Below are 25,616 nucleotides of genomic sequence, written 5' to 3'. Positions count from 1 at the left end.
AGGTCACTCCGCGTTAACTAAAGGGTTCGGCCAATCGGACTATTCGGCAATTGACTACCCGATCAGGTTTTTAACTCTCGGGAGACTGGCACCTTAACTACCTCAGGTCCACCTTTATGCCGAGAGTTACACGATCGAGTGAAACCCTTTAGTGTTCGTACGGCAATCTACTCGTTTTTAATTTTCTACTTATCGTGTCAATTACTGACGGGTTCAGCCGGCGCGCCATGCCTGGCTGTCTTGGCGATGGCGGGCCAGAGCGCATCGACGACAGCCGCGACGGTCTTCTTGGTGTCGTCGCCACGATAGAAAGCGGCGAAGTAGCTGCCGAAGCACATGGTCGCGATGGTGTGTTTGTCGACGTCGTCGCGGACAGCGCCGCGATCTTGCAACTGGGACAAGCAGTTCTCCAGCAGCTCGACCCGGGGCTCGACCGCGTGCTCGCGCAGGATGCCCAACAGCTCCGGAGTCCGGAGCGCCTCGCCCGCGAAGTTGCCCATCAGGACCATCGCGTCCGGATTGAAGTAGGCCGGGTCAAGGCGCCGGACGGCTTCGGTGAACGCCTTCCGCGGCTCCATCTTGCTCAGGTCCACTGTGTACATGTCGCGCTGCATCCGGAACCCGTAGTCCAGCGCGTCGACGACAAGCTCGAGCTTGGTGCTCCACCGGCGATACAGCGTGGGACGACTGACACCGGCATCGGCGGCGATGTCGCCGATAGTCATCTGCGAGTAGCCGTCCTGGACCAAGCGCTCCCGCGTCGCGAGGATGATCGCTTCGTCGAGCGCGGCGTCGCGTGGCCGTCCACCTGGTCGAGGGTGCATCACCGGACTATTTCATGCCGAAGTTTCGTTACAACAACTGATTGTAACTGTGGTGAAGGAATGGAGGACGGCATGGCCGTCGTTGAGCACTGGTTCGACTTCATCTGCCCTTACTGTTACGTCGGGCAAGACCGCACCAAGATCCTGCGCGAGCACGGGCTGACGGTGGCGGAGCACGGCATGCAGATCCACCCCGAGGTCGGCCCCGGCGGAGTGGTGATCGGACCCCGGACGGGCCCTCGATATGACCGCCTCTCCGCCGAAGCCGAAGCCGCCGGACTGCCGTTGAACTGGACAGACCGGATCGGCTACTCGCGTCCCGCGCTGGCCGCCTTCGAGTGGCTCAAGCAGACCGACCCGGCGGTCGCGGGCCGGTTCGCCGAGTCGGTGTTCACCGCTTATTTCGCTGAGCGCCAGGACATCGAGTCCGCGGAGCTACTGGCCGAGCTGGCCAAGGAAGCGGGCGGCGATCTGACTGGCCTGACGTCCGAAGCGCTCGACCAGTCGGAGGCTTCGGCCCGTGCGAACGGTGTCGACGGCACGCCGACGTGGATCGCGGACGGTCAGAAGCTCTCCGGGCTGCGACCCCGTGAGTGGTTCGAGCGATGGGCCGCGTTCCTGGCGACTGAATAGGACACCAGCGCGAGAGCCACCAGCGCCGCACTCACCAAGAGAGGCGAGCGGTAGCCGAGCCCCGCGTCGATGGCGATACCGCCAAGAACGGGACCTACGGCGGCGCCGACGTTGAACGCCGCGGTGGCGAAACCGCCTGCCAGAGTAGGTGCATCCGTCGCCGCGTACAGGGCCTGCGCGATCAAAGTGGAGCCAACGGCGAAGGAAAGCGTTCCCTGAACGAACACCAGCGCCAGGGCGGTAATCGGATTGGCTGCTGTGAGCGCGAACAGCAGCCAGCCGCCCAGTAGAGCGATCGCGCCAATCGTCAATAGCTGCAAGGGTTTGGTGTCCGCGAAACGCCCGCCAATCGTGACGCCCACAAAGGACCCGATGCCGAACAACGCCAACGCGACCGGCACCCAATTGGTACTGAGCGCGGCGACATCGGTGACAAGCGGGGCAAGATAGGTGAACGTACAGAAGGTGGCGCCATTGACCAACGCCCCCAACAGCAGCGTGACAGCCAACCGTGGGGTTCGCAGCGCCCGCAACTCGTGACGCGCGGTTGGCGCATTGGGATCGACCGCGGAAGCGGGCACAGCACAAAGAATGGCAATCACCGCAGGAACAGAAACAATTGCCACTGCCCAGAACGCGGACCGCCAACCCCAAAATTCACTGAGCACAGCGCCAAGCGGAACGCCTGCGATACAAGCAAGAGTCACGCCACTGAGCAGCACGGAAGTAGCCCGGCCCTTGGCCTGTGACCCGACCATGGCCGACGCGGCAGCCAACCCAACCGCGAGGAAACCGGCATTGGCCAGCGCGGCAACGATCCGAGTGCCAAGCAGGACCTCGAAGCTGCTTGTCATGGCGCCCAAGACATGCGCGAGCAGGAACGTGAGAAGGAAGATCAGCAACGCCCGGCGGCGCGGCCAGCGGATGCTGAGCATCGCGACAAGTGGCGCGCCGAGAACCATGCCGACGGCGTACGCGGAAGTCAGCCAACCGGCGGCGGGAATGGAAATGTGTAGGTCGTCAGCGACGTCCGGGACGAGGCCGGACAGCATGAATTCGGACGTTCCCTGGGCGAACACGGCCAGCCCGAGAACGTAAATGGCGAAAGGCATGAAGAAGCTCCGCATCCATCGCAGCTTGAAGAGGACACAGTTCACCGGAAGACCGGTGGTTAGCTTCTGTCTGCCTCAGGCGTGGACACGCGCACAACATAGCAACGCCGATCAGACGGCGTCCAACGGGATTTGCTGTCCGGCGACGCGGGACGAGCCCGATGAGCAACCCGCACACCGCACCTACGGTGTGTTTATGCTGCTCAGTAACTTCGTCGATGGCGGGTTCATCGACACCGGCGAGCTGTTCGACAAGGTGAACCCGGTCGACGGTTCGTTGGTGGCCAAGGTCGCCGAGGCTGACGAATCTGTTGTGGACAAAGCAGTCAAGGCCGCGCGGAACTCGCGAGACGGCGTCTGGGGCCGTTACACCGAAGCGGAACGTGTGGCGTTGCTCCGCAGGATCGCCGACAAGATCGACGAACGCGCCGACGAACTCCTCAAAGCTGAAGTCGCGGACACCGGCAAACCAGTACCACTCGCGACCACATTGGACATCGCGCGAGCATCCGCGAACTTCCGGGCAGCCGCGGATATCCTTGCCGCACAAGGAATCGATGCCTACCAAACCGGGCGGCTGCTGAACTACGCGATCCGCAAGCCACTTGGCGTGGTCGCGATCATCGTCCCCTGGAACCTGCCACTCCTGCTGCTCACCTGGAAAGTCGCGCCCGCCCTCGCCGCGGGCAACACCGTTGTGGTGAAGCCTTCCGAGGAAACCCCGACCACCGCGACCTTGCTGGCGTCGATCATCGCGGAAGCCGGTGCGCCCGATGGCGTGTACAACGTCGTGCACGGTTTCGGGCCAAACTCGGCGGGTGAGTTTCTCACCAAGCACCCTGGGATCGACGGCGTGACCTTCACCGGCGAGACCAGGACCGGCGCCGCGATCATGCAAGCGGTCGCACCCCGGACAACCCCTGTGTCATTCGAGCTGGGTGGCAAGAACGCGGCCATTGTCTTCAACGACGCCGATCTTGAGCGGGCCATCGACGGGCTGGCGCGATCGACGTTCACCAACACTGGCCAGATTTGCCTGTGTACCGAACGCATCTACGTGCAACGCGGTGTCTTCGACGAGGTCGCCAGCGGACTGGCAGAACGAGCCAAAAGCCTGAGGTTCGGCAGACCGGATGATCCGCACACCACGACCGGCCCGCTGATCTCCCAGGAACACCGCACGAAGGTCCTCGACTATTACGCCGTTGCCCAGCAGGAAGGCGCCGAGCTACTGGCCGGTGGCGGCGTGCCGAAGCTGGGGCCGAGCATGGACAACGGGAGTTGGGTCGAACCGGCGTTGTGGACCGGGCTGGACAACTCGTCGAGGATCCTGCGTGAGGAGATCTTCGGGCCGGTCGCGGCCCTGGTGCCGTTCGATACGGAAGACGAGGCGATCAGGCTGGCCAACGACACCGACTACGGCCTCGCGGCCAGCGTGTGGACCACGAACCTGGAGCGCGGGCACCGAACCGCCGCAGCCATGCGAGTGGGCATTTCCTGGCTCAACACCTGGTATGTCCGCGACCTGAGGACGCCGTTCGGCGGTGCCGGGTTGTCCGGCATCGGCAGGGAAGGCGGCCCGCACTCGCTGAACTTCTACAGCGAACTGACCAACGTCTGTGTGGGGTGGTGAACCAATGACCATCAACGATCTCGCCAACCGGCTCGACCACGCGGCCATCAGCCGCACCCCTTGTGATCAACTGGGCGAACTCACATTAAATTCAGCATACGAAGTCCAGCGCGCGGTCGTGAACCGACGGCTCAACCGCGGTGAACGACTGTTGGGCGTGAAGCTCGGCTTCACCAGCCGCGCCAAGGCCGCGCAGATGGGCGTGTCCGACGTGATCGCCGGACAGCTCACCTCGGGAATGCTGCTCGGCCACACCTTCGATCTCGGTCCGTACATCCATCCCCGGATCGAACCCGAAATCGCGTTCCTGATGGGGCACGGCGGCACGGTACAAGCCGTCGCGCCCGCGTTGGAGATCATCGACTCGCGGTACCGGGACTTCACGTTCGCCCTGTCCGACGTGGTCGCGGACAACGCATCGGCCGCCGGATTCGTCATAGGGGAGTGGCAGCCGGTCACCGACGTGTCAAACCGAGACGTGCTCATGCAGTTCGACGGCCAGATCATCGAATCCGGCTCCACCAACGACATTCTCGGCGATCCCATGCTGTCGATCGAGGCAGCCACCCGCCTGGCGGCCGAGCACGGAATCCCGTTCGGCGCCGGAAGCATCCTGCTGGCCGGAGCCGCCACCCCTGCCGTGGCCATCACACCGGGGACCAGGGTCACGACGAAGATCGAGAGCCTCGGCGAGCTGGCGGTGTCCGTTGGCTAAGGCCAAGGCGACCCCCAGAGGCCGCTATCCACACGCGAAAGTCGTGGGAGACATGGTGTTCGTCTCCGGCACGAGCAGCAGGCGCCCGGACAACACGATCGCGGGCGCCGACGCCGATGAGCTCGGGACGACGCGGTTGGACATCAAGGTCCAGACCGAGGCCGTCCTCGAGAACATCAATGTCATCCTCAAGGAGGTCGGCTGCGACCTTGACGACGTGGTGCAGGTGACCACGTTCCTGGTGAACATGAACGACTTCGGCGGCTACAACGAGGTCTACGGCCTGTACTTCGACGAAACCGGCCCGGCGCGGACCACGGTCGCGGTGCACCAGCTGCCACACCCGCACCTGCTGATCGAGATCCAGGCCATCGCGATCAAGCGGGCCGGGTAGCCCACAGCAGGGAACCGTTGACGAGCCGCGAGCTGATCACCGACGCGGCTTCCACCACCGCGTCCCGTGACGATCCGATGACCACGGAACAGAACATGCCGCCCGGCCCGGCCAGCGAAACCCCGCCAACGGGCCGTCCGGAACCGTCCACAATGGGTGATGCGACAGACGTCCGGCCACGCTGAAACGACGTCGATACAACGAATCCATCCCGCCGCGCCTGGGCAAGCTCGGCTTCCAACGCGCCCATGTCCGGCGTGGGGATGTCACTGTCGGCGCAACAGCGCTGCACGTGACTGATCACCTCGTCGAACGGCAGCACCGACAACGCGGCCTTGCCACAGCCGGTGAGGTGCGCTGGCGCCCGCTGCCCGACGCGATTGTGCATCTCCGGGCGCCGTGGCCCCGCGTTCCGATTCAGGTACACCACCCAGCCTTCGGTGAGCTGTCCAAGGTGGACCTCCTGTTCGGGCACGCGCCCGAGGCGTTCGAGGATTCCCTCGGCGGCACGCACCAGGCCGGTCCGCTCGATCACGAGCCCGCCAAGCTCCAGCACGAGCGGCCCGAGCTGGTAGCCATCGTCCGACCGACGCAGCATGCCCTCGGTGACCAGTGTCTGACACAGCGCATGCGCAGTGCTGCGCGGAATGCCGGTACGCACGGCGATCTCACGCACCGACAGCGCACCGACCGCGGGAGTGAACGCCCGCAACACCTTGATCGCCTTGACGACTGGGGCTACACCTTGTTCCACGCTCAAACTGTAAAACGACCACCGGCGGATCGCCCGAAGCGTGTCCCGTGGCACGGGACAACCGAGCTGACCTGGGTTGTTTTCGCAGTTAGCGTCCTTCTCATGTCACGCGTCTTCCGCCTCGAGCCCAGTGCTCCGGAGCGCGACCAAGCCAAGGGCGGCATCGTCGCCGGCTACCTGTCGCCGCATCCGCCGCACCTGATCTACGCGGACAACCCACCACAGAACGAGCCACGCAGCACCGGCGGATGGGAGGTGCTGCGGTGGGCGTACGACGAGGTCCGGCGCCGGGTACGGGCGATGAAACCGGACGTGCTGGTCGTGCACGCGCCGCACTGGATCACGATGGTCGGCCACCACGTCAACTGCGTCCCGCACCCTCGCGGCCTGTCCGTCGAGCCGATCTTCCCGAACCTGTTCCGCTACCACTATGACTTCCGGACCGACGTCGAGCTGGCCGAAGCTCTCGTGACGAGCTTCGAGAACCACGGCCTGGTCGCCAGGGCGATGCGTGAGGAAGGCGTCCGGGTCGACTACGCGACGATCGGCGCGCTGCACATGGTGAACCCGAAATGGGACATCCCGGTCGTGTCGATCAGCGCGAACAACAACCCGTACTTCTACGCCGAAGCCGAACTCGGCCAGATGGAAGTACTCGGCCGCGCCACGCGCAAAGCCATCGAACAGACCGGCCGACGCGCGGTGCTCCTGGCCTCGAACTCCCTGTCGCACTTGCACTTCGACCGGGAAACGCCGGTTCCCGAAGACATGAGCCACGAGCATCCGTACAACAACTCCCAGTACCGCGCCGACATGGCACTGCTGGAAACCGTTCGCACCAAGCCTTCGTCGGCCCTCAAAACGGCCATTCCCGAACATATCGCGCAAACCGAAGCCGAGACCAAATCGGGCAGCCTGACGTGGTTGCTGTCCGCATTGGACTGGCCTGCCACGACCGGTGACGTCCTTGGCTACGGCACGATCATCGGCACGGGCAACGCCGTTATCGAATGGCGTTGCCATGACTGAGGTCGTCAGTGCCGCATTGCTGCCCGGCATGCCACAGCTGCTGGCCGGAGATCCGGGGCCGAGCTGGGCCGATCTTCGAGCGGGCGTGGAACAGGTCGGCGAACGATTCCGTGAGTCCGATGTGGACACCGTGTTGATGTTGTCAACACAGTGGTTCACGGTCCTCGGGCACCAATTCCAATTGGACCCGAACCCGCGTGGCCAACGGCTCGACGAGAACTGGTATGCCTACGACTACGGACACATCGACTACGACCTGCGCATCGACACCGAACTGGCCGAGCGCTGGGTCGAACAGACGGCCGCGCGGGGCATGCAGGCACGACGCACCCACTACGCGGGCTTTCCGATCGACACCGGCACAGTCACCGTGTCCGCCCTGCTCGACCCCGGCAGGCAGTTCAAGTTCGCACTGGTGTCATGCAACCTCTACGCCGAGGTGGACAGCATCGCCGCCCTCGGCGAGACCGGGGTGGCCGCGGCTGCCAGCGTCGGCCGACGGATCGGTGTCGTGGTGGTCTCCGGGCTCTCGGCAGGCCTGATCCAGCAGTGGATCGAGCCCTCGCAGGACCGGATCGCCACGCCTGAGCAGGACGCCTGGAACCGCCGGATGCTGGCAGCAGTGGTCGAAGGCGACGCCGACGAGGCACTGCGGTTGCGCGAGAGCTTCGCCAGGGAAGCCGCCGCCGACAGCCAGTTCCGCGCACTGGCGTTCCTGCGCGGCGCCGGTGTTCTCGGCAAACCCGCCGAACTTCTCGCATACGGGCCCATCTGGGGCACGGGTGCCGCCGTCGTGCATTGGCCAGTTTTCGAAAGGGATGAGTGATGGCTAATCAAGCTGTCGGTTTCATTGAGGCCGAAGGGTTCGTGCCGATCTTCGACGCGGTCGACGCCATGGTCAAAGCGACCAACGTGATCGTCGAAGGTGTCGTACGGCTCGGCGGCGGACTGGTCGCCGTCGCGATCTCCGGTGACCTGGCGACCGTCGAGGAAGCCACCGAGATCGCCGAGGAGACCGCGAAAGCCATCTCCGGCGGATCGGTGAACTCCATCGTGTTCGCCAATCCGTGCGACCCAGTCGCCGCGCTCGCCGCCCACCCCGGACTACTCGAAGGCAACTGACATGACTGAGCAAACCGCAGCCATCGGCCTGCTGGAAACCCGCGGAATCGTCGCGTTGTCGGCAGGCATCGAGGCCATGATCAAGACCGCGGACGTCCGCTGCATCGCCGTCGACCGGGTGTCCAGTGGCTACCTCGTGGCCGCCATTCAAGGCCAGCTCGCGGCCGTCCGGCAGGCCCTTGAGGCCGGGTCATCGGCCGTGAAGCGGTATGGCGAGCTCAGGGCCGCCCAGATCTACCCACGGCCAAGCAGCGAGTCCGCGCAGCTGCTCGACACCCGCCGGACAGCCACGTTCCGCGAGGCCCTGCCAGCGGGGACCGGGCAATGATTCTCGGCAAGGTCATCGGCCGCGCGTGGTCGGACCGCCAGGTACCAGCACTGGCCGGGCACCGGTTCCTGCTGGTCAACGACCTCACGGCGGGCACGACGACCGTTGCTGTCGACCTGTTGGATGTTGGTGTTGGTGTCACAGTGTTGGTGGCGACGGATGAGGCCGCGGCCGCGGCTTCGGGAGTGTCTTCTGTGGACGCTGCCGTGGTCGCGCTGGTCAGCGATTACGAGGAGGGCGCATGACGTACACCGTCTGGGTGGGCGACGGGCTGACCACCGAACTCGCTGGCGGCAAAGGACGGTCGCTGGATACTCTGGCGCGCTTGGGTTTGCGTGTTCCGGCGGCTTTCGTGGTGACCACTGAGGCCTATCGTGCCGCGGTCGACGCGCAGGAGCTCGATCGTCGCGTGGCGCGGCTACACCCCGATGCGGACATGACCGAGTTCGAAGCAGCCGCTGAGTCCATTAGGGACTGGCTCTTCGCGGAAACCTTTGGCCACCAGGCCGATGCCGAGATCCGGAGCAACTACCAGAAGCTGTCCGGCAAGGTCGCGGTCCGCTCCAGCTCCGCGGCCGAAGACGGGGCACAGCACAGCTTCGCCGGTGAACACGACAGCTACCTCAACGTGATGGGGGAAGACAACGTCAGTGAAGCCGTCCGGCGATGCTGGGCAAGCCTGTTCACGGCGCGTGCGATCAGCTACCGTGCGCGTGAAGACGTTCCGAGCGACGCGATGGCCGTTGTCGTGCAACGAATGATCGACCCACGGGCCGCTGGCGTGTTCATGACGCTCAACCCCGTGAACGGCGATCGGTCCAAAGTGGTCATCGAGTCCGTTCTCGGCCTTGGCGAGCCGCTGGTGAGTGGCTTGGTCACGCCGGACCGGTTCGTGGTCGACAAGGTGTCCGGCGAGATCGTCACCCGCGCGCCCGCGGCCGACCAACCCTCGCTCACCGATGCCGAGATCCTCGAACTGTTGGAGATCGCGCGAAAGGTCGAGCGGCATGCGGGAACGCCACAGGACTGTGAGTTCGCGATCGACGACTCAGGGATCCACCTCGTGCAGGCGCGACCGGAAACCGTGTGGAGCGCCAAACCCACGCAGCGCGTCACCGACGGCACAACCGGCGCCATGGCTCACGTCCTGCGTGTGATATCCGGTACCAAGCCCAAGAACTAAGGACAACCGATGGCCGATTCGTCCTTCCCCAGCCCGTTCGACTTCGAGGCACCGCCAGGCGCCGAGGGCTGGGAATCCATGTACAACTGGTACCACCTGTTCGGCGAGGACCGCCGCCCGGCCGACGAGACCAAATTCTGGTTCCAGGACGCATTACACCACCCGTACGTGATGCACCCGTACGACGAGATCCAATGTGAGTGCTGGTGGCAGGCCCTCGGTGCGATGAACACGCGGATCTTCGCCGTACCACCGGCTCTCGGCCTCGAACAACGGATCCTCAATGGAAGGTTGTACGTCTCCCCGGTCGCGGCAGCCGAAGTGGACATTCCCGCGCGGGCCGAGGAATTCGCCGAGCGCGCGGGATACTACTACCAGAACTGGGACAAGATCTACGGTGAGTGGAAGGAGAAGGTCCTCGACCGCGTCAACCTCGTGCGGTCGTTGAACTTCCAGCCGCTGCCGGACCGCGAGCCACTTGAGACAGTCACTGGACACATTGGACACTCGGCTGGATTCCGCTGGGAACGCGACTTCGCGCTGATGATCAGCACGATGTACGAGACCTACCAGTGGCATTTCGAGCTGCTCAACATCGGGTACGCCGCCTATCTGACGTTCTTCCAGTTCTGTCAGCAGGCATTTCCCGGAATCGGCGACCAGTCGGTGTCCCGAATGGTCGGTGGCCTGCATGTCGAGCTCTACCGACCGGACGACGAGCTCAAACGCCTCGCCAAACTCGCTGAGCAACTCGGTGTCGGCGATGTGATCGTGGCTCACGACGTGCACTCGGTCTTCGAGAAGCTGACAACCACTGAGGACGGTCGCAAGTGGATCGAGGATTGGGAGTCCACACGCGACCCATGGTTCCAGATCAACAGCGACCCCGGGCATCCTGGCGGCGACCACCGGTTCGGCACATGGGACGACCACCTCGGAATCCCGTACGCCGCGGTGCAGAACTACGTCAAGCGGCTCAGGGACGGCGAAATCATCGACCGGCCAACCGAGCAAGTGCTAGCTGAGCGTGACCGAATCAGCGGCGAGTATCGAGACCTGCTCAACCCGGACGACGTCGCCGCGTTCGACGAGCTGCTGACATTGGCCCGCAAGGTGTTCGTCTACATCGAGGAACACGTGCTCTACATCGAACACTGGATGTGGGCAGCCTTCTGGGGCAAGTCAAAGGAACTCGCGCGATCACTGTCCGCTATGGACGTTCTCGCTGACCCGGAGGACCTGTTCTTCCTGCGCCGCAGCGAAGTCGCCGAACTGATCTTCGACACCGTCGCTGCGTGGTCTACGGGCGCTCCAGGGCGAGGTCGCGCCTATTGGGCGCCAATCATCGCCCGCCGCAGGGAAATCTTCGCCGCTTTGGAAGCCTGGGAACCACCACCGGCCCTCGGCCCACCACCCCAGGCAGTCACCGAGCCGTTGACGGTCATGCTGTGGGGCATCACGACGGATTCGGTCGCGGGCTGGCTGGAGGACGCCGCGGAACCTGGCACGCTGCGCGGTGTGGCCGGATCGCCTGGCGTGGTCGAAGGACCGGTCCGGGTGGTCCAATCGGCAGAGCAGCTGAGCCAGATCCAGGAAGGCGAGATCCTGGTCTGCCCGGCCACGTCGCCTGCGTGGGCGCCGGTGTTCTCCAGGATCGCGGCCACCGTCAGCGATGTCGGCGGGATCATGAGCCACACCGCGATCGTCTGCCGCGAATACGGATTGCCCGCCGTGGTCGGCACCGGCCGGGCCGTCTCGACGCTGCGCAACGGTCAACGTGTCCGGGTGGATGGGAACACTGGTGTCGTCACCATATTGGACTGATCGACGGCGGCGCGCGTTCCGGCGTACGGCGGCAGTTCGGGCCCGGGGCGGCAATGACTGGCTTGGGCTGACGACGATCGTGCTCGACCTCGGCGGGGTCGTGGTGCCGACCCTGTTCGAGGTCGTCGACGATGACCCGACGTTCCCGCGCGGACCATTCGGCGCGGATCCTCTCTATGACGGTGTCGAGCAAGGCAAACTGCAGGAACGTGACTACTGGGCCGCATTGGCCGCGGCAAGGCCAGATCTGGACATCGGCAGGCTGATGCGAACCCGGATCGCGGTCCGCGCGGAGGTGACGGCGATGTTGGCGCAAGTCGGCGGCCGGGTGCGGGTCGTCGCGCTGACCAACGACATGGCCCACTGGTTCGGTCCACAATGGATGGAAACCTTCCCTGAGTTCGCGCGGTTCGACGTGCTGTTGGAAGCCGCGCAGTCAGGCGTGCTCAAACCGGACCCGGCCGTATTCAGATGGGCGCTCGCGCATCTCGACGAACCGGCGGCCAAGTGCTTGTTCGTGGACGACCTGCCAAGCAACCTGGCCGGAGCCACGGCGGTAGGGATGAACGTGGAACTCTTCGACGTCACAGATCCAGCAGGATCGGTGCGCCGAATCCTGCAGCGGATCGGGATCCCGCCATCGAACGGCCAGAATCGGGTGTTCCGCCCATGATCGTCCACTTGATCCGGCACGGCGAAACCAGCAGCTACGCCACCGACGCAGGCCTGACATCGGTAGGAATCGAACAAGCAGCTTCGCGCGGCAAAGTGCTGCGTCGAACCCTGCCAGCGGGCGCGTCGATCCAGATTGGCTACGCCCCAACCCAACGAACCCGCCAGACCGCGACTGTGCTGCGCGCATCCCTGCGTAACGACTTCAACGTCGGGTCATTCGAGGAGATGCCAGAATTCCGCAACCTCCAGGTCCGAGTGGATGGCGTGGACCACGAACCCACACAGGTCCGCGCCATGGCCAGCATCGCAGGAGAGCGCGGCTGGGCAGTCGAAGCCCGAAGGTTCTGGGAGGCCCATGAACGCGGCGACGCCATGGGCTTCTGGCTCGCCACTCCCTTGCTGTGGCACGAAAGTCCCGCCAACGTGGTCGCCCGATTCGTCCGCGGCGCGGTCGACCGGGAGTCCAACTCACATCTGGTCGTGGCCACCCATTCGGGCTGCATGCGGGCGATCGTCGCGTGGGCCTGGGGCCGCGATCCCGGCGAGCCCGCCAACGCCGAGGAGGTTACGCTGACAACCGACCCAGACCGGATCGAGGTGACCTTCCGTGACATCACGGTCAACCTCGAAATCCCAGGTGAATGGGTTGGGGGCGCCGAAATGTCAGACGGATATGGTAAAAGCGAAGTGGTGGTGGCGCGTGAGTGAGGTGGGCAGCGCGCGTCAGTAGCGGCTGAGGTCAGCGGTGTGGGCAAAGCTGGCGGGGGCAGCAGTCCGGGACCGGAAGTCCCTCATTGCTGCCCGTGAGGTGGACCGCGCGAGCCAATTGCGGTTGAGGTCAGCGGGGCGAGTCCGGTTGCGGGGCGTGCCGTGGCTGGTTGCGCGTGGCCCGGCGGTCCAGTCGCGCAGGCCCGGAGGTCAGTTGCGGGGCGCGCCGAGGTCGCGTGACAACGCCAACGCCGCAGTGCGGACTGCCGGTGCCATCCGCCGGACGTTGAGCCTCCCGGTCCACCCGGAGACCGACAGCGCGGCGACAACCTCGCCATCAGACCCGGTCACCGGGCTCGCGGCACAGACCAGGCCCGCGCGGGACTCCTCGTAGTCGTAAGAGATCCCGGTCGCCCGGATGGCCGCGAGCTCACGGCGCAGCAAGCCAGGGACAACCTTGGTCCGTTCGGCGAGCCTCGGCAGGCCTGTGCGCATGACATTCTCGACCACCTCGGGGGTGGAGAACGCCAGGATGGCTTTGCCGACGCCGGTAGCATGCGCGGGCAGCCGCCCGCCGACCCGGGAGGGCAGCGCGGGCGCGTCGGTGTGCCGAAGGATCTCCACGTAGACCACCTCGGTGCCGTCGAGCACGGCCAGGTGGACGGTCTGCCGCGTAGCGCCCCGCAGGTCGGCCATGTAGGGGAGGGCAGCGTCGCGCAGCCGTCGTTTGCGTGGCACGAGTTCGCCAAGCTCGAACAGGTGCAGGCCGAGGACGATGGACTTCCCCCGGCGTTCGACCATGCCATGCGCCTCCAGCTCGGTGACCAGCCTGTGCACCGTCGACTTTGCCATGTCGGTTCGGCGCGCCAACTCCGAAATCCCGAGTTCACGGTCCTCCGAATTGAACGCGCCGAGGATGGCGAAGGCTCGGTCGAGGACGCTCCGAGCGTTCAGCTGAGTGGAACGCATGCGTTGCATTGTCGCCGGACTGAGCGCACGGTTCAACAATGACTCTTGACGTACCGGCCGCGGCCAAAGCCCTGCTGCAGGCCTACCGCACAGGGGAACCCGTCGAACCGCTGGCCAAGCAGGTCGAGGGGCTCGACATCGACGGCGCCTACGCCATCCAGCTGGCTCAGGTCGAGCAGTGGCTGGCCGGCGGCGCGGTCGTCAAAGGACACAAGGTCGGCCTGACCTCCGCGGCGATGCAGCAGCAGCTTGGCGTCGACCAGCCGGACTTCGGCCACCTGACCGACGGCATGTTCCACAGCGAGTCCGAGGTGATCGACATCTCCGCCTTCCTGCAGCCAAGGGTGGAGCCGGAGATCGGGTTCATTCTCGGCAAGCCGCTGTCTGGCCCGGGGGTGACCCTTGAACAGGTCGCCGATGCCGTCGAGTGGGTCGTGCCGTCGTTGGAGATCATCGACTCCAGGGTCCGCGACTGGAAGATCTCCATTGTGGACACGATCGCTGACAACGCTTCCTCCGGCGGTCTGGTACTCGGGACCGCGCGGGCCAAGTTGTCCGATGTGGATGTTGTCGAGACGACCGGCTCCCTGAAGGTCAACGATTCGATCGTCGGCACCGGCAAGGGCAGCGCGGTGCTTGGCAATCCGCTGAGCGCGGTGGCGTGGTTGGCGAACGTCCTTGGCGAGCGCGGCGTGAGTTTGGAAGCAGGGCACGTAGTGCTGCCCGGTTCCATCACGGCGGCGGTGGCGGTTTCCGACGGCGACGAGGTGGTCGCGACATTCGACGGGCTCGGCACGGTGACGGCACGGTTCGGAAAGGTGAGCGGCTGATGGGCAAGGTGACGGCGGCCATTGTCGGGCCGGGAAACATCGGCACGGACCTGCTGGCCAAGTTGCGGCGTAGCGATCTCGTCGAGATCCAGTACCTGGTCGGCGTCGATCCGGCATCTGATGGTCTGGCCAGGGCGGCCAAGTTTGGGATCCAGACCAGTGCTGAGGGTGTGCCTTGGTTGTTGGCGCAGAAGGAACTGCCGGACATTGTCTTCGAGGCTACGAGTGCGAAGGCTCACGAGGCCAACGCCGTGTTGTACGCCGAGGCCGGTATTCAGGCGGTGGACCTGACTCCGGCTGCGGTCGGTCCGTTCGTCTGTCCGCCGGTGAACCTGCCCGAGCATTTGAATGCTCCGAACGTCAACATGATCACTTGTGGCGGTCAGGCGACCATCCCGATCGTGCACGCGATTTCCCGCGTGACTCCGGTTCCGTACGCCGAGATCGTCGCTTCGATCGCTTCGCGCTCTGCTGGGCCGGGAACTCGGGCGAACATCGACGAGTTCACCGAGACCACGGCCCGGGCGATCCAGGAAGTCGGCGGCGCGGGACGCGGCAAGGCCGTCATCATCCTCAATCCCGCCGAGCCGCCGATGATCATGCGGGACACCGTGTTCTGCGCTGTGTCGCCGGATGTGGATCGTGATGCGGTCACCGACTCCATTCACCGGATGATCAAAGAGGTCCAGCACTACGTCCCCGGCTACACCCTGCGCGCCGACCCGCAGTTCGACGACCCGCGGGAGGACTGGGGCGGCAATGCCCGGATCGGCGTGTTCCTCGAAGTTCGCGGCAACGGCGACTACCTGCCGGAGTGGGCGGGCAACTTGGACATCATGACCGCCGCGGCCGCTCGCGTCGGTGACCTCATAGCCACCGACAAGGCAGGAGCAGTGACCCGATGAAGCACGACGTCAGGCTGACCGACACGACATTGCGCGACGGAAGCCACGCGATGGCCCACAAGTTCACCGAGGACCAGGTGCGCGCGGTCAGCGCTGCCCTGGACAACGCAGGTGTCGAGGTCATTGAGGTGACTCACGGCGACGGACTTGGCGGATCCAGTTTCAACTACGGCTTCTCCGCCGTGGACGACATCAAACTTGTTGGCGTCGCGGCGGAAACCGTGAAGCAAGCGCGCATCGCCGTACTCCTGCTTCCTGGGCTGGGAACCGTGCACGATCTGCGCGAGGCTTACGACGCGGGCGCGAGGGTGGCCCGGATTGCCACTCATTGCACGGAAGCTGACGTTTCGATCCAGCACTTTGGTGCGGCGCGCGAACTTGGCATGGAGACCGTCGGCTTCTTGATGCTGTCGCACATGATCGAACCTTCGGACCTGGCCAAGCAGGCTCGGATCATGGCTGACGCCGGTTGCCAGTGTGTGTACGTTGTGGACTCCGCTGGTGCTCTGGTGCCCGAGGGCGTGACGGCTCGGGTTCATACGCTGATTGACGAGTTGGGCGACGAGGCCGAGGTCGGGATTCACGCTCACCAGAACCTCAGCTTGGGCGTCGCCAACTCGCTCGCGGCGTACAACGCCGGTGCTCGTCAGGTTGACGGGACGCTGTGCGCTTTGGGCGCGGGCGCGGGCAATGCGCCGATCGAGGTGCTGGCCGCCGTGTTCGACAAGGTCGGCATTCAGACCGGTGTGGACGTTCCGGCTTTGCTTGCCGCCGCTGAGGAAATCGTCCTTCCGTTCATCCCTCGCCGTCCTTGGGCCGGGCGTAACGCCATCGTCCAGGGATACGCCGGTGTGTACTCGTCATTCTTGTTGCACGCCGAGCGAGCGGCGGAACGGTACGGCGTTCCAGCGCACGAGATCCTGCAGAAGGTCGGCGAGGCTCGGTATGTCGGCGGGCAGGAGGACATGATCATCGACATCGCGCTGGACCTCGCCAACGCCCATTGACCGTGTTCACCACTGAACGTACAGTCACGTTGAACAGTGGTGAGGTGGATCATGGACGTGACGGGCATTCACAAGCGGTTCGGCGGCGTGCAGGCGCTGCGGGACGTGTCCCTGCACATCGCGCCAGGTCAGGTGCATGCCGTGCTCGGCGAGAACGGTGCGGGCAAGTCCACGCTGATCAAGGTGCTGACCGGCGTGATCCAGCCGGACAGCGGCTCGATCACGCTCGATCGGCCGGTACGGCTGCATTCACCGCGTGCTGCCAGGGAGTTGGGCATCACGGCCGTTCCGCAGGATGTCGTGCTCGTGCCCCAGCTTTCGATCGGGCGCAATGTGCTGCTTGGGCTTGAAGGGGGTTTGGCTCGGAAGTCGGTGTTGTCAGCTTCCGAGCGTGACCTTGTTTCGACGGCGTTGCGGCAGGTCGGCGCGGACTTCTCGGCTTCGGCTCCGACTGCTTCGCTGAGCGTCCCGCAGTTGCGGCTGGCGCAGTTGGCTCGGGCGTTGATCGGCACCGGCCACACCGTTGTGCTTGATGAGCCGACTGCGGCGTTGTCCGCGGCTGATGCCGATCATCTGCTGTCGCGTCTGGAAGCTTTGCGGGACGACGGAAAGGCGATCGTGTACGTGTCGCATCGGCTCAGCGAGGTCTTCCGGCTCGCGGACGTGGTGACTGTGCTGCGCAATGGTCAGGCCGTGGGGCGTTTCGAGCGGTCCTCTTTCGACCGGGCGACCATCGTTGAGCTGATGACCAAGCACACCTCTCCACCGCAGTCGTCTCCGGTGCTGGAGTCGGGGCCTGTGCTGTTGTCGGTCGACGGGCTCAGTTCGCCTGGCCGGTTCTCCGACGTCTCGTTCAGTGTGGCTGGACACCGGATCTTGGGCATCGCCGGTGTGCAGGGCTCCGGCCAAGGGCAGCTTCTCGCGGCTATCGCTGGTCAGGGCACGTATTCCAGCGGGACCGTGCGTGTCGCAGGCTCGCCGGTCCCGCAAGGCTCGGTGCATCGGGCTTATCGTGCCGGGATGGCGCTCGTGCCCGCGGACAGACGAGGCGCGGGGATCGTCGGCGGGATGTCGATTCAACGGAACCTCGCTCTCCCGGCTCGAGCCGACCGCAGTACCCGCCGGTTCGGTTTCCGCGGACTGCGCGCCGAAGCCCGTCTCGCGCGTGGTTACGTGCGTGATTTCGGGGTGTGGTGCCGGGATGTGCGTCAATCGGCAGGCACGCTGTCCGGCGGCAACCAGCAGAAGGTATCCCTGGCGCGCGCACTCGCGTCCGACCCGACCGTGCTGCTGATCGACGAACCGACACAGGGAGTGGACGTCGGCGCGAAGGCCGAGATCCGCGCGCTGTTACGGCAAGCGGCAGGCCAGGACAGGTGCGTCGTCGTCGCGGCCTCGGAGTTCGAGGATTTGATCGGCCTCGCCGATGAGATTCTGGTGATGCGCGCGGGGAGAGTTGTGGCGCGCCTTGACGGCCATGCGACAAGCTACCGGGAGATCCTGCATCACGCTTTGCCGTGAAGGTCTTCTTACCTTCGCGGCGTTGAACGCCACGGATCTTCCCCTCGCAACGGCCCATCACCCACGCGGGGTCACAAACAGTGCCCAGTCACTCTCCGAATGGCGCGTGGACCATCCAAATTCCCACGGCTGGCTCATTACCCGGGTTGTGCAGCCTGTGGGGCGTCGACGAGTCGAAGTAGATGGAATCCCCAGGGCCGATCTCGGTCGTGTCAAAACCCACCGTGACACAAAGGCGTCCGCTCAGCAGATGTCCGAACTCATGCCCACTGTGGGTCTGCCGCAGACCATCCGGGCATGACGCGCCGCCCACGTCGTAGGTGATCTTCAGGAAGTCCACTCCTGGTACGTCGAATGGGGTCAGACGCTCCCAGGTGATGCCGCCTTCGAGCTTCAGTGTGCTTCGAGTTTCGGCGTGTTGGATCATGGGAGCGCTGATCAGCTTGCGCATCACTGCGAAGCCTGCGGGTGCGGGAGTCGAGGGGGACTCTGGCTCTTCTGGGGTGGGCACGGGGGGAGTGTCTTCGAAGAGTTCGTCGACGCGCAGGTTCAGGTGTTGAACCAGGGCGTACAGGGTGGCCACCGACGGGCGGGCTTTGCCCGTTTCGATCTGGCTGACCAGGCTCGCGGACACACCAGCCTTGCGCGCGAGCTCGCGGACGCTGATGCCGACGTCGGTTCGGGCCTTGCGGAGCCGGGAGCCGATGTCGCCGAGCACATTCCCTGTTAGTTGCACGGCGCGTCTCCTTGGTTAACACGACTGTTGACTTTCATCGTACACAGGCGCATGGTGTTCAGTCATGATGGACAGTGAGAGTCGAGATCGGCTGAGTGTTCAGCGTCGGTTAACCCAGTTCGGTCGGGCCGAGGTTCAGATCCTGATCGCTCTCGTTGTCCTCGTCGGCTACTTCACGATCAGCCAGGGGGCGATGTTCGCTGATCTGACCAACCTCGACAACATGTCGCGGGAGGGCAGCATCCTGCTCGTCGTCTCGATTGGACAGATGTTCGCGCTGGTCGTCGGCGGGTTCGATCTGTCGGTCGCGGCGACGATGGGGTTCGCAAGCACGATCTCCGCGCTGCTCATGCAGAACGGGGCGGCGCCCGCCACCGCCATCCTGGCTGGGCTTGGGTGTGGCGCGGTGATCGGGGCGGTGAATGGCGTCCTGATCGCGTACTTCAAAATCAGTCCGTTCGTTGCCACGCTTGGCATGCTGACGTTCCTGACTGGTTACGCCAATCTGCTGGCCGGTGGGCAGTCGGTATCTGGACTCGATCCGGTGTTCACGCAGTACCTAGGTAGTGGTGAATGGGGAGTGCTGCCTGCCGGTGTCGGAGTGGCGATCATCGTTCTGATCGTTGCCTGGGTGATCACCGCGCGGATGCGGTTCGGGCTCTATCTGTTCGCGGTTGGTGGTAGCACTGAGGCCAGCAAACTGGCTGGTGTCCCGGTTGCCGCAGTTCAGGCCGGGGCATACTGCCTGTGTGGGGTGCTGTCCGCGTTGGCTGGGCTTTTGCTCTCCGCGCGGGTCGGGATCGGGCAGGCGGCGTTGGGGTTGAGCTATGACCTGCTTTCCATTGCCGCGGCTGTGATTGGTGGCGTGGTCATTGGTGGTGGGGCTGGGCGGTTGATCGGCGTGGTGTTGGGGGTATCGCTGTTCACCGTGCTGACCACAGGGTTGGACATAGGGGCGGTTGACGAGTTCACGCAGCAGATGATCACGGGCGCCGTGCTGGTGCTCGCCGTCTTGCTCGCACAGTCGCAGGCCAGATCGAACCGTGGAGTCCCAGCATGATCAGATGGATACTCGCCGTCGCCCTCCTCGCAGGATGCACGGCAACGCCCAAACCACAAGAAGCCAGTGCGCCAGACGGCTTACGGCAGGCCACCGCGTGTGACGCCAGCCCAACACAGGACGAAGTGCTGGCTTTCAAAGCCCCCAAGGCAAACCGGCCTTACCGGATCAGCCTGATGGAAGTCAGCCTCGCCGGGTACTACTACCAGGCCAACGTCTATGGCGCTCAGCAAGCTGCCAAGGATGCCGGTGTCGAGCTGACCACAGTGGCCGGTCAAGGTTACGCCAGCCCGGCGCTACAGGTGTCGCAAGTGGACAGCGTGCTCGCGCGTAACCCCGACGCCATCATCCTGTTCCCCAGTGACATCAACGGTTCCGTGCCTGTGGTGGACAAGGCGAAGGCCAAGGGCATTCCAGTGGTCGTGATGAGCACGCAGCTGGCGTCCACCGATACGGCCGCGTCCGTGATCCAGGACGACTACACGCTCGGCAAGATCGGTGCCGATCAGCTCGCGCAAGCGGCGCCGCAGGGCGGCGAGGGGATCGTGATCGCTGGGCCGGCCAACGCGACGTGGTCGCTGCGCCGGGTCGCCGGGTTCGAGGATCAGCTGAAAGCCAAGTATCCCAACCTGAAGATCGTGGCATCCCCGACGCAGCCGGTGGATCCGGCGCAGGGGCTGAAGGACTTCACCAACGCCGCGCAGGCCAACCCTGGCATCAAGTGGGTGTACTCGGTGTACTACTACCAGCTGCTGCCGGAGTCGATTCCCGCACAGTTCAAGGGAATTCCGTTCATCACAACCGGCTATGAACCGACCGCGATCAAGTCGCTGCAGAACGGCAGCCTGACCGCCACCACCTCGGTGCAGAACGTCAAGCTCGGGTACATCACGTTGGCAAGGACCGTGAGCGTGCTCAACGGTGAAAAGCCGCCAGTCACCACATGTCTGCCCGCGCCCGCGCTTGCCAAGGCGGATATCGGGTCGCCAACAGCCAACGCCGATCTGTACCCGGAAGGCTTCACTGTCTCGGCGAGCCAGTGATTGCGATATTCCACAGGAAAAGGGGAGAACCGTGAGCAGTGCGACGGCGACGTCGGGAACGATGGCCGTGGACTGGGAACAGCGCGTGGACTTCGACCGGTTGCGCCACGCCCGCCTCGACCGGTTGCGCGCCCAGCTCGAGCGTTCGGAGCTTGGCGCGGTCCTGGCGTTCGACTTCTCGAACATCCGGTACATGACCGCGACGCACATCGGCACGTGGGCGATGGACAAGCTGATCCGCTTCAGCCTGCTCACCCGGACCGGCAAGCCGATTTCGTGGGACTTCGGTTCGGCGGCACGACACCACCAGCTGCACAACCCGTGGCTGATGGACGGCGAGCCCAGGGCCCGGGCGGGCATTTCGACGTTGCGCGGGGCGTTTCACCCGGACGCTGGAATCGCGCGGGAAGTCGCGGCCAAGATCAAGCGCGAGCTCGACGCGCAGGGTCTGTCGGGCGAACCGCTCGGGATTGATGTCGTTGAACCACCGGTGCTCTTTGCCTTGCAGGAGGCGGGAATCCGTGTGGTCGACGGGCAGCAGGTGTTCATGGAGGCGCGTCGGATCAAGACGCCGGACGAGATCACGCTGCTGACGCACTCGGCCGCGATGGTCGATGCCGCGTACGAGGATCTGTACGAATTCCTCCGGCCCGGTGTGCGGGAGAACGAGACGGTCGGCCTGGTCGCCAAGAAGCTCTATGACCTGGGCTCGGAGTACGTTGAAGGCGTCAACGCGATCTCCGGCGAGCGGTGTTCACCGCATCCGCACGTCTACTCGGACCGGCTGATCAGGCCTGGCGATCCGGCGTTCTTCGACATCCTGCACAGCTTCAACGGCTACCGCACCTGCTACTACCGGACGTTCGCGGTCGGCTCGGCCAGTGTCGCCCAGCGGGACGCGTACACGCGGTCACGTGAGTACATGGATCGCGCGATCGCGGCGGTGAAACCTGGTGTGACCACTGCGGACATCGTGCGCCTGTGGCCGACGGCCCAGGAATTCGGGTTCGCGGACGAGGAAGCGGCGTTCGGTTTGCAATACGGGCATGGCGTCGGACTGTCCATTTGGGAGAAGCCGATTTTCTCGCGGCTGGTGTCGCTCGAACACCCGGAAACCATTGCAGAAGGCATGGTCTTTGCCCTGGAAACGTACTGGCCGTCGGCTGATGGGGTCGGTGCCGCCCGGATCGAGGAAGAAGTCGTGGTCACGGCCGACGGCTGCGAAGTGATCACCAAGTTCCCGGCCGAGCAACTGCTTGTTGCCGGTGGACGCCGGTACTACAGCGTGGACGGGCCGATGAACCTGCTGCGGGAGTCACAGTCCCACCTGAACACCCCAGCGGGCCGCGGCGAACAATAACCCCAGCTCAACCCTCGTGAGTGGTTATCAGGGTTAGAACACTGATAACCACTCACGAGGTCTTTTCAGAGGGTTGGGTAGTCGGTGTAGCCGTGGTGGTCGCCGCCGTAGAAGGTCTTGGGGTCTGGGGTGTTGAGGGGCTTGTCTTCGGCAAGGCGCCGGGGCAGGTCCGGGTTGGCGAGGAACAGGGCACCGAAGGTGAGGATGTCGGTCGTGCCGTCCTCGATCAGGTCGAAGTTCTCCTTGCTGGTGAACCCGCCTGGCGTGGACGGGTTGAGGATGAACGTGCCGTTGAACTCCTTGCGCAGCAACAAGGTGATGTCGCGGTACGGGCCCTCGAAGACGTGCAGGTAGGCGAGGCCGATGGGCTTGAGGCCGTCGACGAGCTCGGCATAGGTTTCGTGCGGGTCGGCCTCGTGGATGTCGTTGTTGGTCACGCCAGGGGAGACGCGCAGGCCGACGCGGTGTGAGCCGATCCGGTCGGCGACGGCCTTGGCGGTCTCGATGGCGAACCGGACGCGGTTGTGCCGGGAGCCGCCCCACTTGTCCGTACGCTGATTGGCGTTCGTCGACAGGAACTGGTGGATCAGGTAACCGTTGGCGCCGTGCAGTTCCACGCCGTCGAAGCCTGCCTCGATCGCGTTCGCCGCGGCGGAGGCGTAGTCCTCGATGGTCGCGGCGATGCCTGCTTCGGTCAGCTCGACGGGCACCGGCGCGTCGCCCATGCCGTCACCGATGAAGACCTGGACGTTCGCCCTGATCGGCGACGGTCCGACGTGCTGCACGCCGTCCGGCAGCAGGCTGGAGTGGCCAACTCGGCCGCTGTGCATGAGCTGGGCGAAGATCCGGCCGCCGCGCGCGTGCACGGCGTCGGTCACTTTTCGCCAGCCGTGGATCTGCTCCTCGCTGTGCAGGCCTGGGCTGTTCATGTAGCCCTGGCCGACGACCGACGGCTGCGTTCCCTCGGTGATGATGAGCCCGGCGCTGGCGCGCTGCGAGTAGTACTCCGCCATCAGGTCGTTGGGGATCTGCCCGTATGCCCGGTTGCGGGTCATCGGGGACATCGCGATGCGATGCGGCAGCATCAGGTCGCCGAGCTTGACTGGGTCGAACGGGCTGGTCATGGGGGTGCGCTCCTCGGGAATCAAATTAGTCACTGTTTAGTGACTATCTCATACTGTTCAACTGTAGCGAACGAAACAGTGGTTCAACAGGGTGGTGGGCGCTACACAAACGCCGCATACGGTGCTATGTTCATTTGAACTGAACACCAGGTGAACAGGAGTGCCGATGTCGGACCCTCGCCTGCACGTCGACCTGCGTGGCCGCACCGTGGTTGTCACCGGCGCGAGCGCGGGCATCGGCGTCGCCACTGCGGAGACGTTCGGTGCCTGTGGCGCGAACGTCGTGCTGTTAGGCCGGGACGCCCAGCGTCTGGGTGACGTCGCGAGCGGGATCGAGGCCAACGGCGGTGTGGCATCGGCCTTCGCCGTCGACCTGGCCAGCGACGACGGCCCGAGGCAGGCCGTTGAACACACGCTCGACCGGTTCGGGAAGATCGACACCCTGGTCCACAACGCGGGCACGTTCGTCTTCGGCCCGTTCGAAGAGACCACTGTGGACGACCTGGACTCCCAGTTCCGCAGCAATGTCCGAGCGCCCTATGTGTTGACGCAGCTGGCGCTGCCGCACCTGGCCGCAGGGTCGTCGGTCGTGTTCGTCGGCTCGAACGTCACATCCATCGGATGGCCGCAGACGGCCGCGTATTCGGCGACAAAGGGCGGCCTGGAAGCCATGGCGCGCGCGTTGTCGATCGAACTCGCGCCCCGCGGGATCCGGGTGAACATCGTGTCCCCTGGTATGACCCGGACACAGATGACCGCACGCCTGGAAGATCCGGTGCTCGAACGAGAAGCGCTCGACGCGACCCCGGTCGGCACGATCGGGGAGCCACAGGACATCGCGAACGCCGTGGTGTTCATGGCATCCGACCTGTCGCGCTACGTACTCGGCGCATCCCTGCTGGTGGACGGCGGGTACTCGGCATGCTGACGTTCAGCCCGTCTCGACGCGTTGGCAACCTGGTGTTCGTGTCTGGCCAAATCGCGCCAGCGGCCGGTGGTGACATCTGCGAGCAGACAACCGAGGTCCTGAGGCTGATCGAGGAGCAACTCGCGACGCACGAAGCCAGCCTGCAGGACGTCGTGGACATCACGGCATTCGTGAAGGATCCGCGCTGGTGCGTCGACGTGCTCGAAGTAGCAAGGCCGTTCTTCCCAGAGAACCCGCCAGCGTGGACGCTCGCTGGATTCACCGGCGCCGCAGGATCGCCCGATGCCCTGGTGATGGTCCGCGCGGTCGCGTACCTGGGCGACGAGCCGAAAACGTGCATCACGCCGCACACGCAGACCTGGCGTGACGACTACCCGATGTCGGCGGCCGTGATGAAAGGGCCGCTTGTCTTCGTCAGCGGTCAGCTCGCGACCAAACTCGATGGCACGGTCGAGCGGCCCTACGACCACGTCAAGCAGGCCAGAGAGTGCTACGCGGGCATGCTGGAATGCCTGAAGCAGGCCGGTGGCGATTTCGCCGACGTCCTCGACTTCACCTCGTTCCACGAGGACATCCGAGGTGCACTGCCTACAATGGACGACGTGTACATCCCGGAGATCATGGCCGGAGTGGACACTGAACTGTCGGCCACCACCAGCCACTTGGGATCGACCGGCCTGATGACCCGCGGCGCCCTTGGCACGTTCCATGCACTGGCGGACCTGTCGGGAGGCGGCCGCGTCGGCTGCACGCCGGACAGCATCTGGTGGAAAGGCGTGCTCCCGATCGCGGGCGCGGCGCGCAAACGCCAGGGCCGGGTGGTCACGGTCGCTGGTCAGGTGGCGTGCAATCCGGACGCCAGCATTCACGCGCCCGGCGATCCGGATCGGCAGGCCGCGTACATCTTCGAGTGCATGCGCGAGGCGCTCGCTGGCGTCGGGGCGAGCATGGCCGACATTGTGGAGATCAACTCGTACCACAAGGATCCGCGGTCGTTGCCGGGAGTGCTGTCCGTGGCCAAGCAGTACCTAGGCGAGAATTCACCGGCGTGGACCGCCGCGGCAGTGCCTGGCCTGTGGATGGAGGGCTACCTGCACGAGGTCGCGGCCACCGCGATCGTCGACCGCGATCTGTGATCGGTGAAAGACACGCCTACTTCCTAAACTTGATTCATTCCAGAAAACAGGGCAGACTCTGCG

28 protein-coding genes are annotated in these 25,616 nt (G+C 64.8%); 22 read left to right on the top strand and 6 right to left on the bottom strand.

The genetic code is table 11. The features are described from left to right. Window positions 1-197: 197 nt before the first annotated feature. The gene (locus LWC34_RS16325; RefSeq protein ID WP_233725913.1) at window positions 198-824 is read right to left on the bottom strand and encodes a TetR/AcrR family transcriptional regulator; all 627 of its coding nucleotides are present in this window, start codon (window positions 822-824) and stop codon (window positions 198-200) included. Between the two features lie 72 nt (window positions 825-896). Between LWC34_RS16325 and LWC34_RS16320 the strand changes: the two genes are divergently transcribed. Then, the gene (locus LWC34_RS16320; RefSeq protein WP_233725912.1) at window positions 897-1,457 is read left to right on the top strand and encodes a DsbA family oxidoreductase; all 561 of its coding nucleotides are present in this window, start codon (window positions 897-899) and stop codon (window positions 1,455-1,457) included. On the opposite strand, the gene LWC34_RS16315 is transcribed toward LWC34_RS16320, so the two are convergent. Continuing rightward, the gene (locus LWC34_RS16315) at window positions 1,388-2,569 is read right to left on the bottom strand and encodes a Cmx/CmrA family chloramphenicol efflux MFS transporter (RefSeq protein WP_372496542.1); all 1,182 of its coding nucleotides are present in this window, start codon (window positions 2,567-2,569) and stop codon (window positions 1,388-1,390) included. The genes LWC34_RS16320 and LWC34_RS16315 overlap by 70 nt on opposite strands. Window positions 2,570-2,765: 196 nt before the next feature. On the opposite strand from LWC34_RS16315, the gene LWC34_RS16310 reads away from it, so the two are divergent. Genes LWC34_RS16310 through LWC34_RS16300 form a run of 3 tightly spaced genes read left to right on the top strand, consistent with a single transcriptional unit; the run spans window position 2,766 to window position 5,311 of the window. Further along, on the top strand, window positions 2,766-4,202 hold the full coding sequence (locus LWC34_RS16310) for a 2-hydroxymuconic semialdehyde dehydrogenase (RefSeq protein ID WP_233725910.1): 1,437 nt from the start codon (window positions 2,766-2,768) through the stop codon (window positions 4,200-4,202). 4 nt (window positions 4,203-4,206) lie between these two features. Then, complete coding sequence (locus LWC34_RS16305; RefSeq protein ID WP_233725909.1) at window positions 4,207-4,917, top strand: 2-keto-4-pentenoate hydratase; 711 nt, start codon at window positions 4,207-4,209, stop codon at window positions 4,915-4,917. Further along, complete coding sequence (locus LWC34_RS16300) at window positions 4,910-5,311, top strand: RidA family protein (RefSeq protein WP_284051449.1); 402 nt, start codon at window positions 4,910-4,912, stop codon at window positions 5,309-5,311. Before LWC34_RS16305 ends, LWC34_RS16300 begins: the two co-directional genes overlap by 8 nt. Here the strand turns inward: LWC34_RS16300 and LWC34_RS16295 are convergent. Then, window positions 5,295-6,065 (bottom strand): IclR family transcriptional regulator, encoded by a 771-nt coding sequence (locus LWC34_RS16295; protein ID WP_233725907.1) that lies wholly within the window; start codon window positions 6,063-6,065, stop codon window positions 5,295-5,297. The two genes, LWC34_RS16300 and LWC34_RS16295, sit on opposite strands and share 17 nt — an antisense overlap. Window positions 6,066-6,167: 102 nt before the next feature. Here LWC34_RS16295 and LWC34_RS16290 point away from each other — a divergent pair, with 102 nt between their 5' ends. Genes LWC34_RS16290 through LWC34_RS16250 form a run of 9 tightly spaced genes read left to right on the top strand, consistent with a single transcriptional unit; the run spans window position 6,168 to window position 12,934 of the window. Further along, window positions 6,168-7,094 carry a DODA-type extradiol aromatic ring-opening family dioxygenase gene (locus LWC34_RS16290; protein WP_233725906.1) on the top strand — a complete coding sequence of 309 codons (927 nt, stop codon included), beginning with the start codon at window positions 6,168-6,170 and terminating at the stop codon, window positions 7,092-7,094. Further along, complete coding sequence (locus tag LWC34_RS16285) at window positions 7,087-7,920, top strand: DODA-type extradiol aromatic ring-opening family dioxygenase (RefSeq protein ID WP_233725905.1); 834 nt, start codon at window positions 7,087-7,089, stop codon at window positions 7,918-7,920. The genes LWC34_RS16290 and LWC34_RS16285 overlap by 8 nt, the downstream gene beginning before the upstream one ends. Then, complete coding sequence (locus tag LWC34_RS16280) at window positions 7,920-8,216, top strand: BMC domain-containing protein (RefSeq protein WP_233725904.1); 297 nt, start codon at window positions 7,920-7,922, stop codon at window positions 8,214-8,216. Before LWC34_RS16285 ends, LWC34_RS16280 begins: the two co-directional genes overlap by 1 nt. Window position 8,217: 1 nt before the next feature. Next, window positions 8,218-8,544, top strand: a complete 327-nt coding sequence (locus LWC34_RS16275; protein ID WP_233725903.1) for a BMC domain-containing protein — start codon at window positions 8,218-8,220, stop codon at window positions 8,542-8,544. Further along, window positions 8,541-8,789 (top strand): EutN/CcmL family microcompartment protein, encoded by a 249-nt coding sequence (locus LWC34_RS16270; protein ID WP_233725902.1) that lies wholly within the window; start codon window positions 8,541-8,543, stop codon window positions 8,787-8,789. Before LWC34_RS16275 ends, LWC34_RS16270 begins: the two co-directional genes overlap by 4 nt. Continuing rightward, entirely contained in the window at window positions 8,786-9,727 is a 942-nt protein-coding gene (locus LWC34_RS16265) for a PEP/pyruvate-binding domain-containing protein (protein ID WP_233725901.1), read from the top strand. The genes LWC34_RS16270 and LWC34_RS16265 overlap by 4 nt, the downstream gene beginning before the upstream one ends. 9 nt (window positions 9,728-9,736) lie before the next feature. Then, window positions 9,737-11,551, top strand: a complete 1,815-nt coding sequence (locus LWC34_RS16260; protein ID WP_233725900.1) for a PEP-utilizing enzyme — start codon at window positions 9,737-9,739, stop codon at window positions 11,549-11,551. Next, entirely contained in the window at window positions 11,529-12,224 is a 696-nt protein-coding gene (locus LWC34_RS58065; protein ID WP_233725899.1) for an HAD-IA family hydrolase, read from the top strand. Before LWC34_RS16260 ends, LWC34_RS58065 begins: the two co-directional genes overlap by 23 nt. Beyond that, on the top strand, window positions 12,221-12,934 hold the full coding sequence (locus tag LWC34_RS16250) for a histidine phosphatase family protein (RefSeq protein WP_233725898.1): 714 nt from the start codon (window positions 12,221-12,223) through the stop codon (window positions 12,932-12,934). Before LWC34_RS58065 ends, LWC34_RS16250 begins: the two co-directional genes overlap by 4 nt. 210 nt (window positions 12,935-13,144) lie before the next feature. Here the strand turns inward: LWC34_RS16250 and LWC34_RS16245 are convergent, their stop codons facing one another. Next, complete coding sequence (locus LWC34_RS16245) at window positions 13,145-13,903, bottom strand: IclR family transcriptional regulator (RefSeq protein ID WP_233725897.1); 759 nt, start codon at window positions 13,901-13,903, stop codon at window positions 13,145-13,147. A 38-nt stretch (window positions 13,904-13,941) separates the two neighbouring features. Here LWC34_RS16245 and LWC34_RS16240 point away from each other — a divergent pair, with 38 nt between their 5' ends. The 4 genes from LWC34_RS16240 to LWC34_RS16225 are packed head-to-tail and all read left to right on the top strand — an operon-like array spanning window position 13,942 to window position 18,166. Further along, window positions 13,942-14,733 (top strand): 2-keto-4-pentenoate hydratase, encoded by a 792-nt coding sequence (locus LWC34_RS16240; RefSeq protein WP_233725896.1) that lies wholly within the window; start codon window positions 13,942-13,944, stop codon window positions 14,731-14,733. Beyond that, entirely contained in the window at window positions 14,733-15,638 is a 906-nt protein-coding gene (locus LWC34_RS16235; protein ID WP_233725895.1) for an acetaldehyde dehydrogenase (acetylating), read from the top strand. Before LWC34_RS16240 ends, LWC34_RS16235 begins: the two co-directional genes overlap by 1 nt. Further along, on the top strand, window positions 15,635-16,645 hold the full coding sequence (dmpG, locus tag LWC34_RS16230; RefSeq protein ID WP_233725894.1) for a 4-hydroxy-2-oxovalerate aldolase: 1,011 nt from the start codon (window positions 15,635-15,637) through the stop codon (window positions 16,643-16,645). Before LWC34_RS16235 ends, dmpG begins: the two co-directional genes overlap by 4 nt. Before the next feature lie 51 nt (window positions 16,646-16,696). After that, window positions 16,697-18,166 (top strand): sugar ABC transporter ATP-binding protein, encoded by a 1,470-nt coding sequence (locus LWC34_RS16225; RefSeq protein WP_233725893.1) that lies wholly within the window; start codon window positions 16,697-16,699, stop codon window positions 18,164-18,166. 88 nt (window positions 18,167-18,254) lie between these two features. Here LWC34_RS16225 and LWC34_RS58060 read toward each other — a convergent pair whose 3' ends face one another. Continuing rightward, complete coding sequence (locus LWC34_RS58060) at window positions 18,255-18,902, bottom strand: helix-turn-helix domain-containing protein (RefSeq protein WP_233725892.1); 648 nt, start codon at window positions 18,900-18,902, stop codon at window positions 18,255-18,257. Window positions 18,903-18,966: 64 nt separating this feature from the next. On the opposite strand from LWC34_RS58060, the gene LWC34_RS16215 reads away from it, so the two are divergent. Genes LWC34_RS16215 through LWC34_RS16205 form a run of 3 tightly spaced genes read left to right on the top strand, consistent with a single transcriptional unit; the run spans window position 18,967 to window position 22,365 of the window. Continuing rightward, window positions 18,967-19,962: an ABC transporter permease gene (locus LWC34_RS16215; RefSeq protein ID WP_233725891.1), complete on the top strand. Its 996-nt coding sequence runs from the start codon at window positions 18,967-18,969 to the stop codon at window positions 19,960-19,962. Next, window positions 19,959-21,005, top strand: coding sequence for a sugar ABC transporter substrate-binding protein (locus LWC34_RS16210; RefSeq protein ID WP_233725890.1), 1,047 nt, complete (start codon window positions 19,959-19,961; stop codon window positions 21,003-21,005). Before LWC34_RS16215 ends, LWC34_RS16210 begins: the two co-directional genes overlap by 4 nt. A 31-nt stretch (window positions 21,006-21,036) precedes the next feature. Then, complete coding sequence (locus tag LWC34_RS16205; protein ID WP_233725889.1) at window positions 21,037-22,365, top strand: M24 family metallopeptidase; 1,329 nt, start codon at window positions 21,037-21,039, stop codon at window positions 22,363-22,365. A 65-nt stretch (window positions 22,366-22,430) separates the two neighbouring features. Here LWC34_RS16205 and LWC34_RS16200 read toward each other — a convergent pair whose 3' ends face one another. Continuing rightward, window positions 22,431-23,489 (bottom strand): alkene reductase, encoded by a 1,059-nt coding sequence (locus LWC34_RS16200; RefSeq protein ID WP_233725888.1) that lies wholly within the window; start codon window positions 23,487-23,489, stop codon window positions 22,431-22,433. A gap of 166 nt (window positions 23,490-23,655) precedes the next feature. Here LWC34_RS16200 and LWC34_RS16195 point away from each other — a divergent pair, with 166 nt between their 5' ends. Beyond that, on the top strand, window positions 23,656-24,417 hold the full coding sequence (locus LWC34_RS16195; RefSeq protein ID WP_233725887.1) for an SDR family NAD(P)-dependent oxidoreductase: 762 nt from the start codon (window positions 23,656-23,658) through the stop codon (window positions 24,415-24,417). Then, window positions 24,411-25,553, top strand: coding sequence for a RidA family protein (locus LWC34_RS16190; protein ID WP_235728826.1), 1,143 nt, complete (start codon window positions 24,411-24,413; stop codon window positions 25,551-25,553). Before LWC34_RS16195 ends, LWC34_RS16190 begins: the two co-directional genes overlap by 7 nt. The last annotated feature ends 63 nt before the right edge of the window (window positions 25,554-25,616 follow it).

The sequence above is a fragment of the Kibdelosporangium philippinense genome (genome assembly GCF_021390435.2).
Classification (GTDB): domain Bacteria; phylum Actinomycetota; class Actinomycetes; order Mycobacteriales; family Pseudonocardiaceae; genus Kibdelosporangium; species Kibdelosporangium philippinense.
Note: the sequence above shows the minus strand (reverse complement) of the source record. Positions and strands in the feature narration are given on the sequence as shown.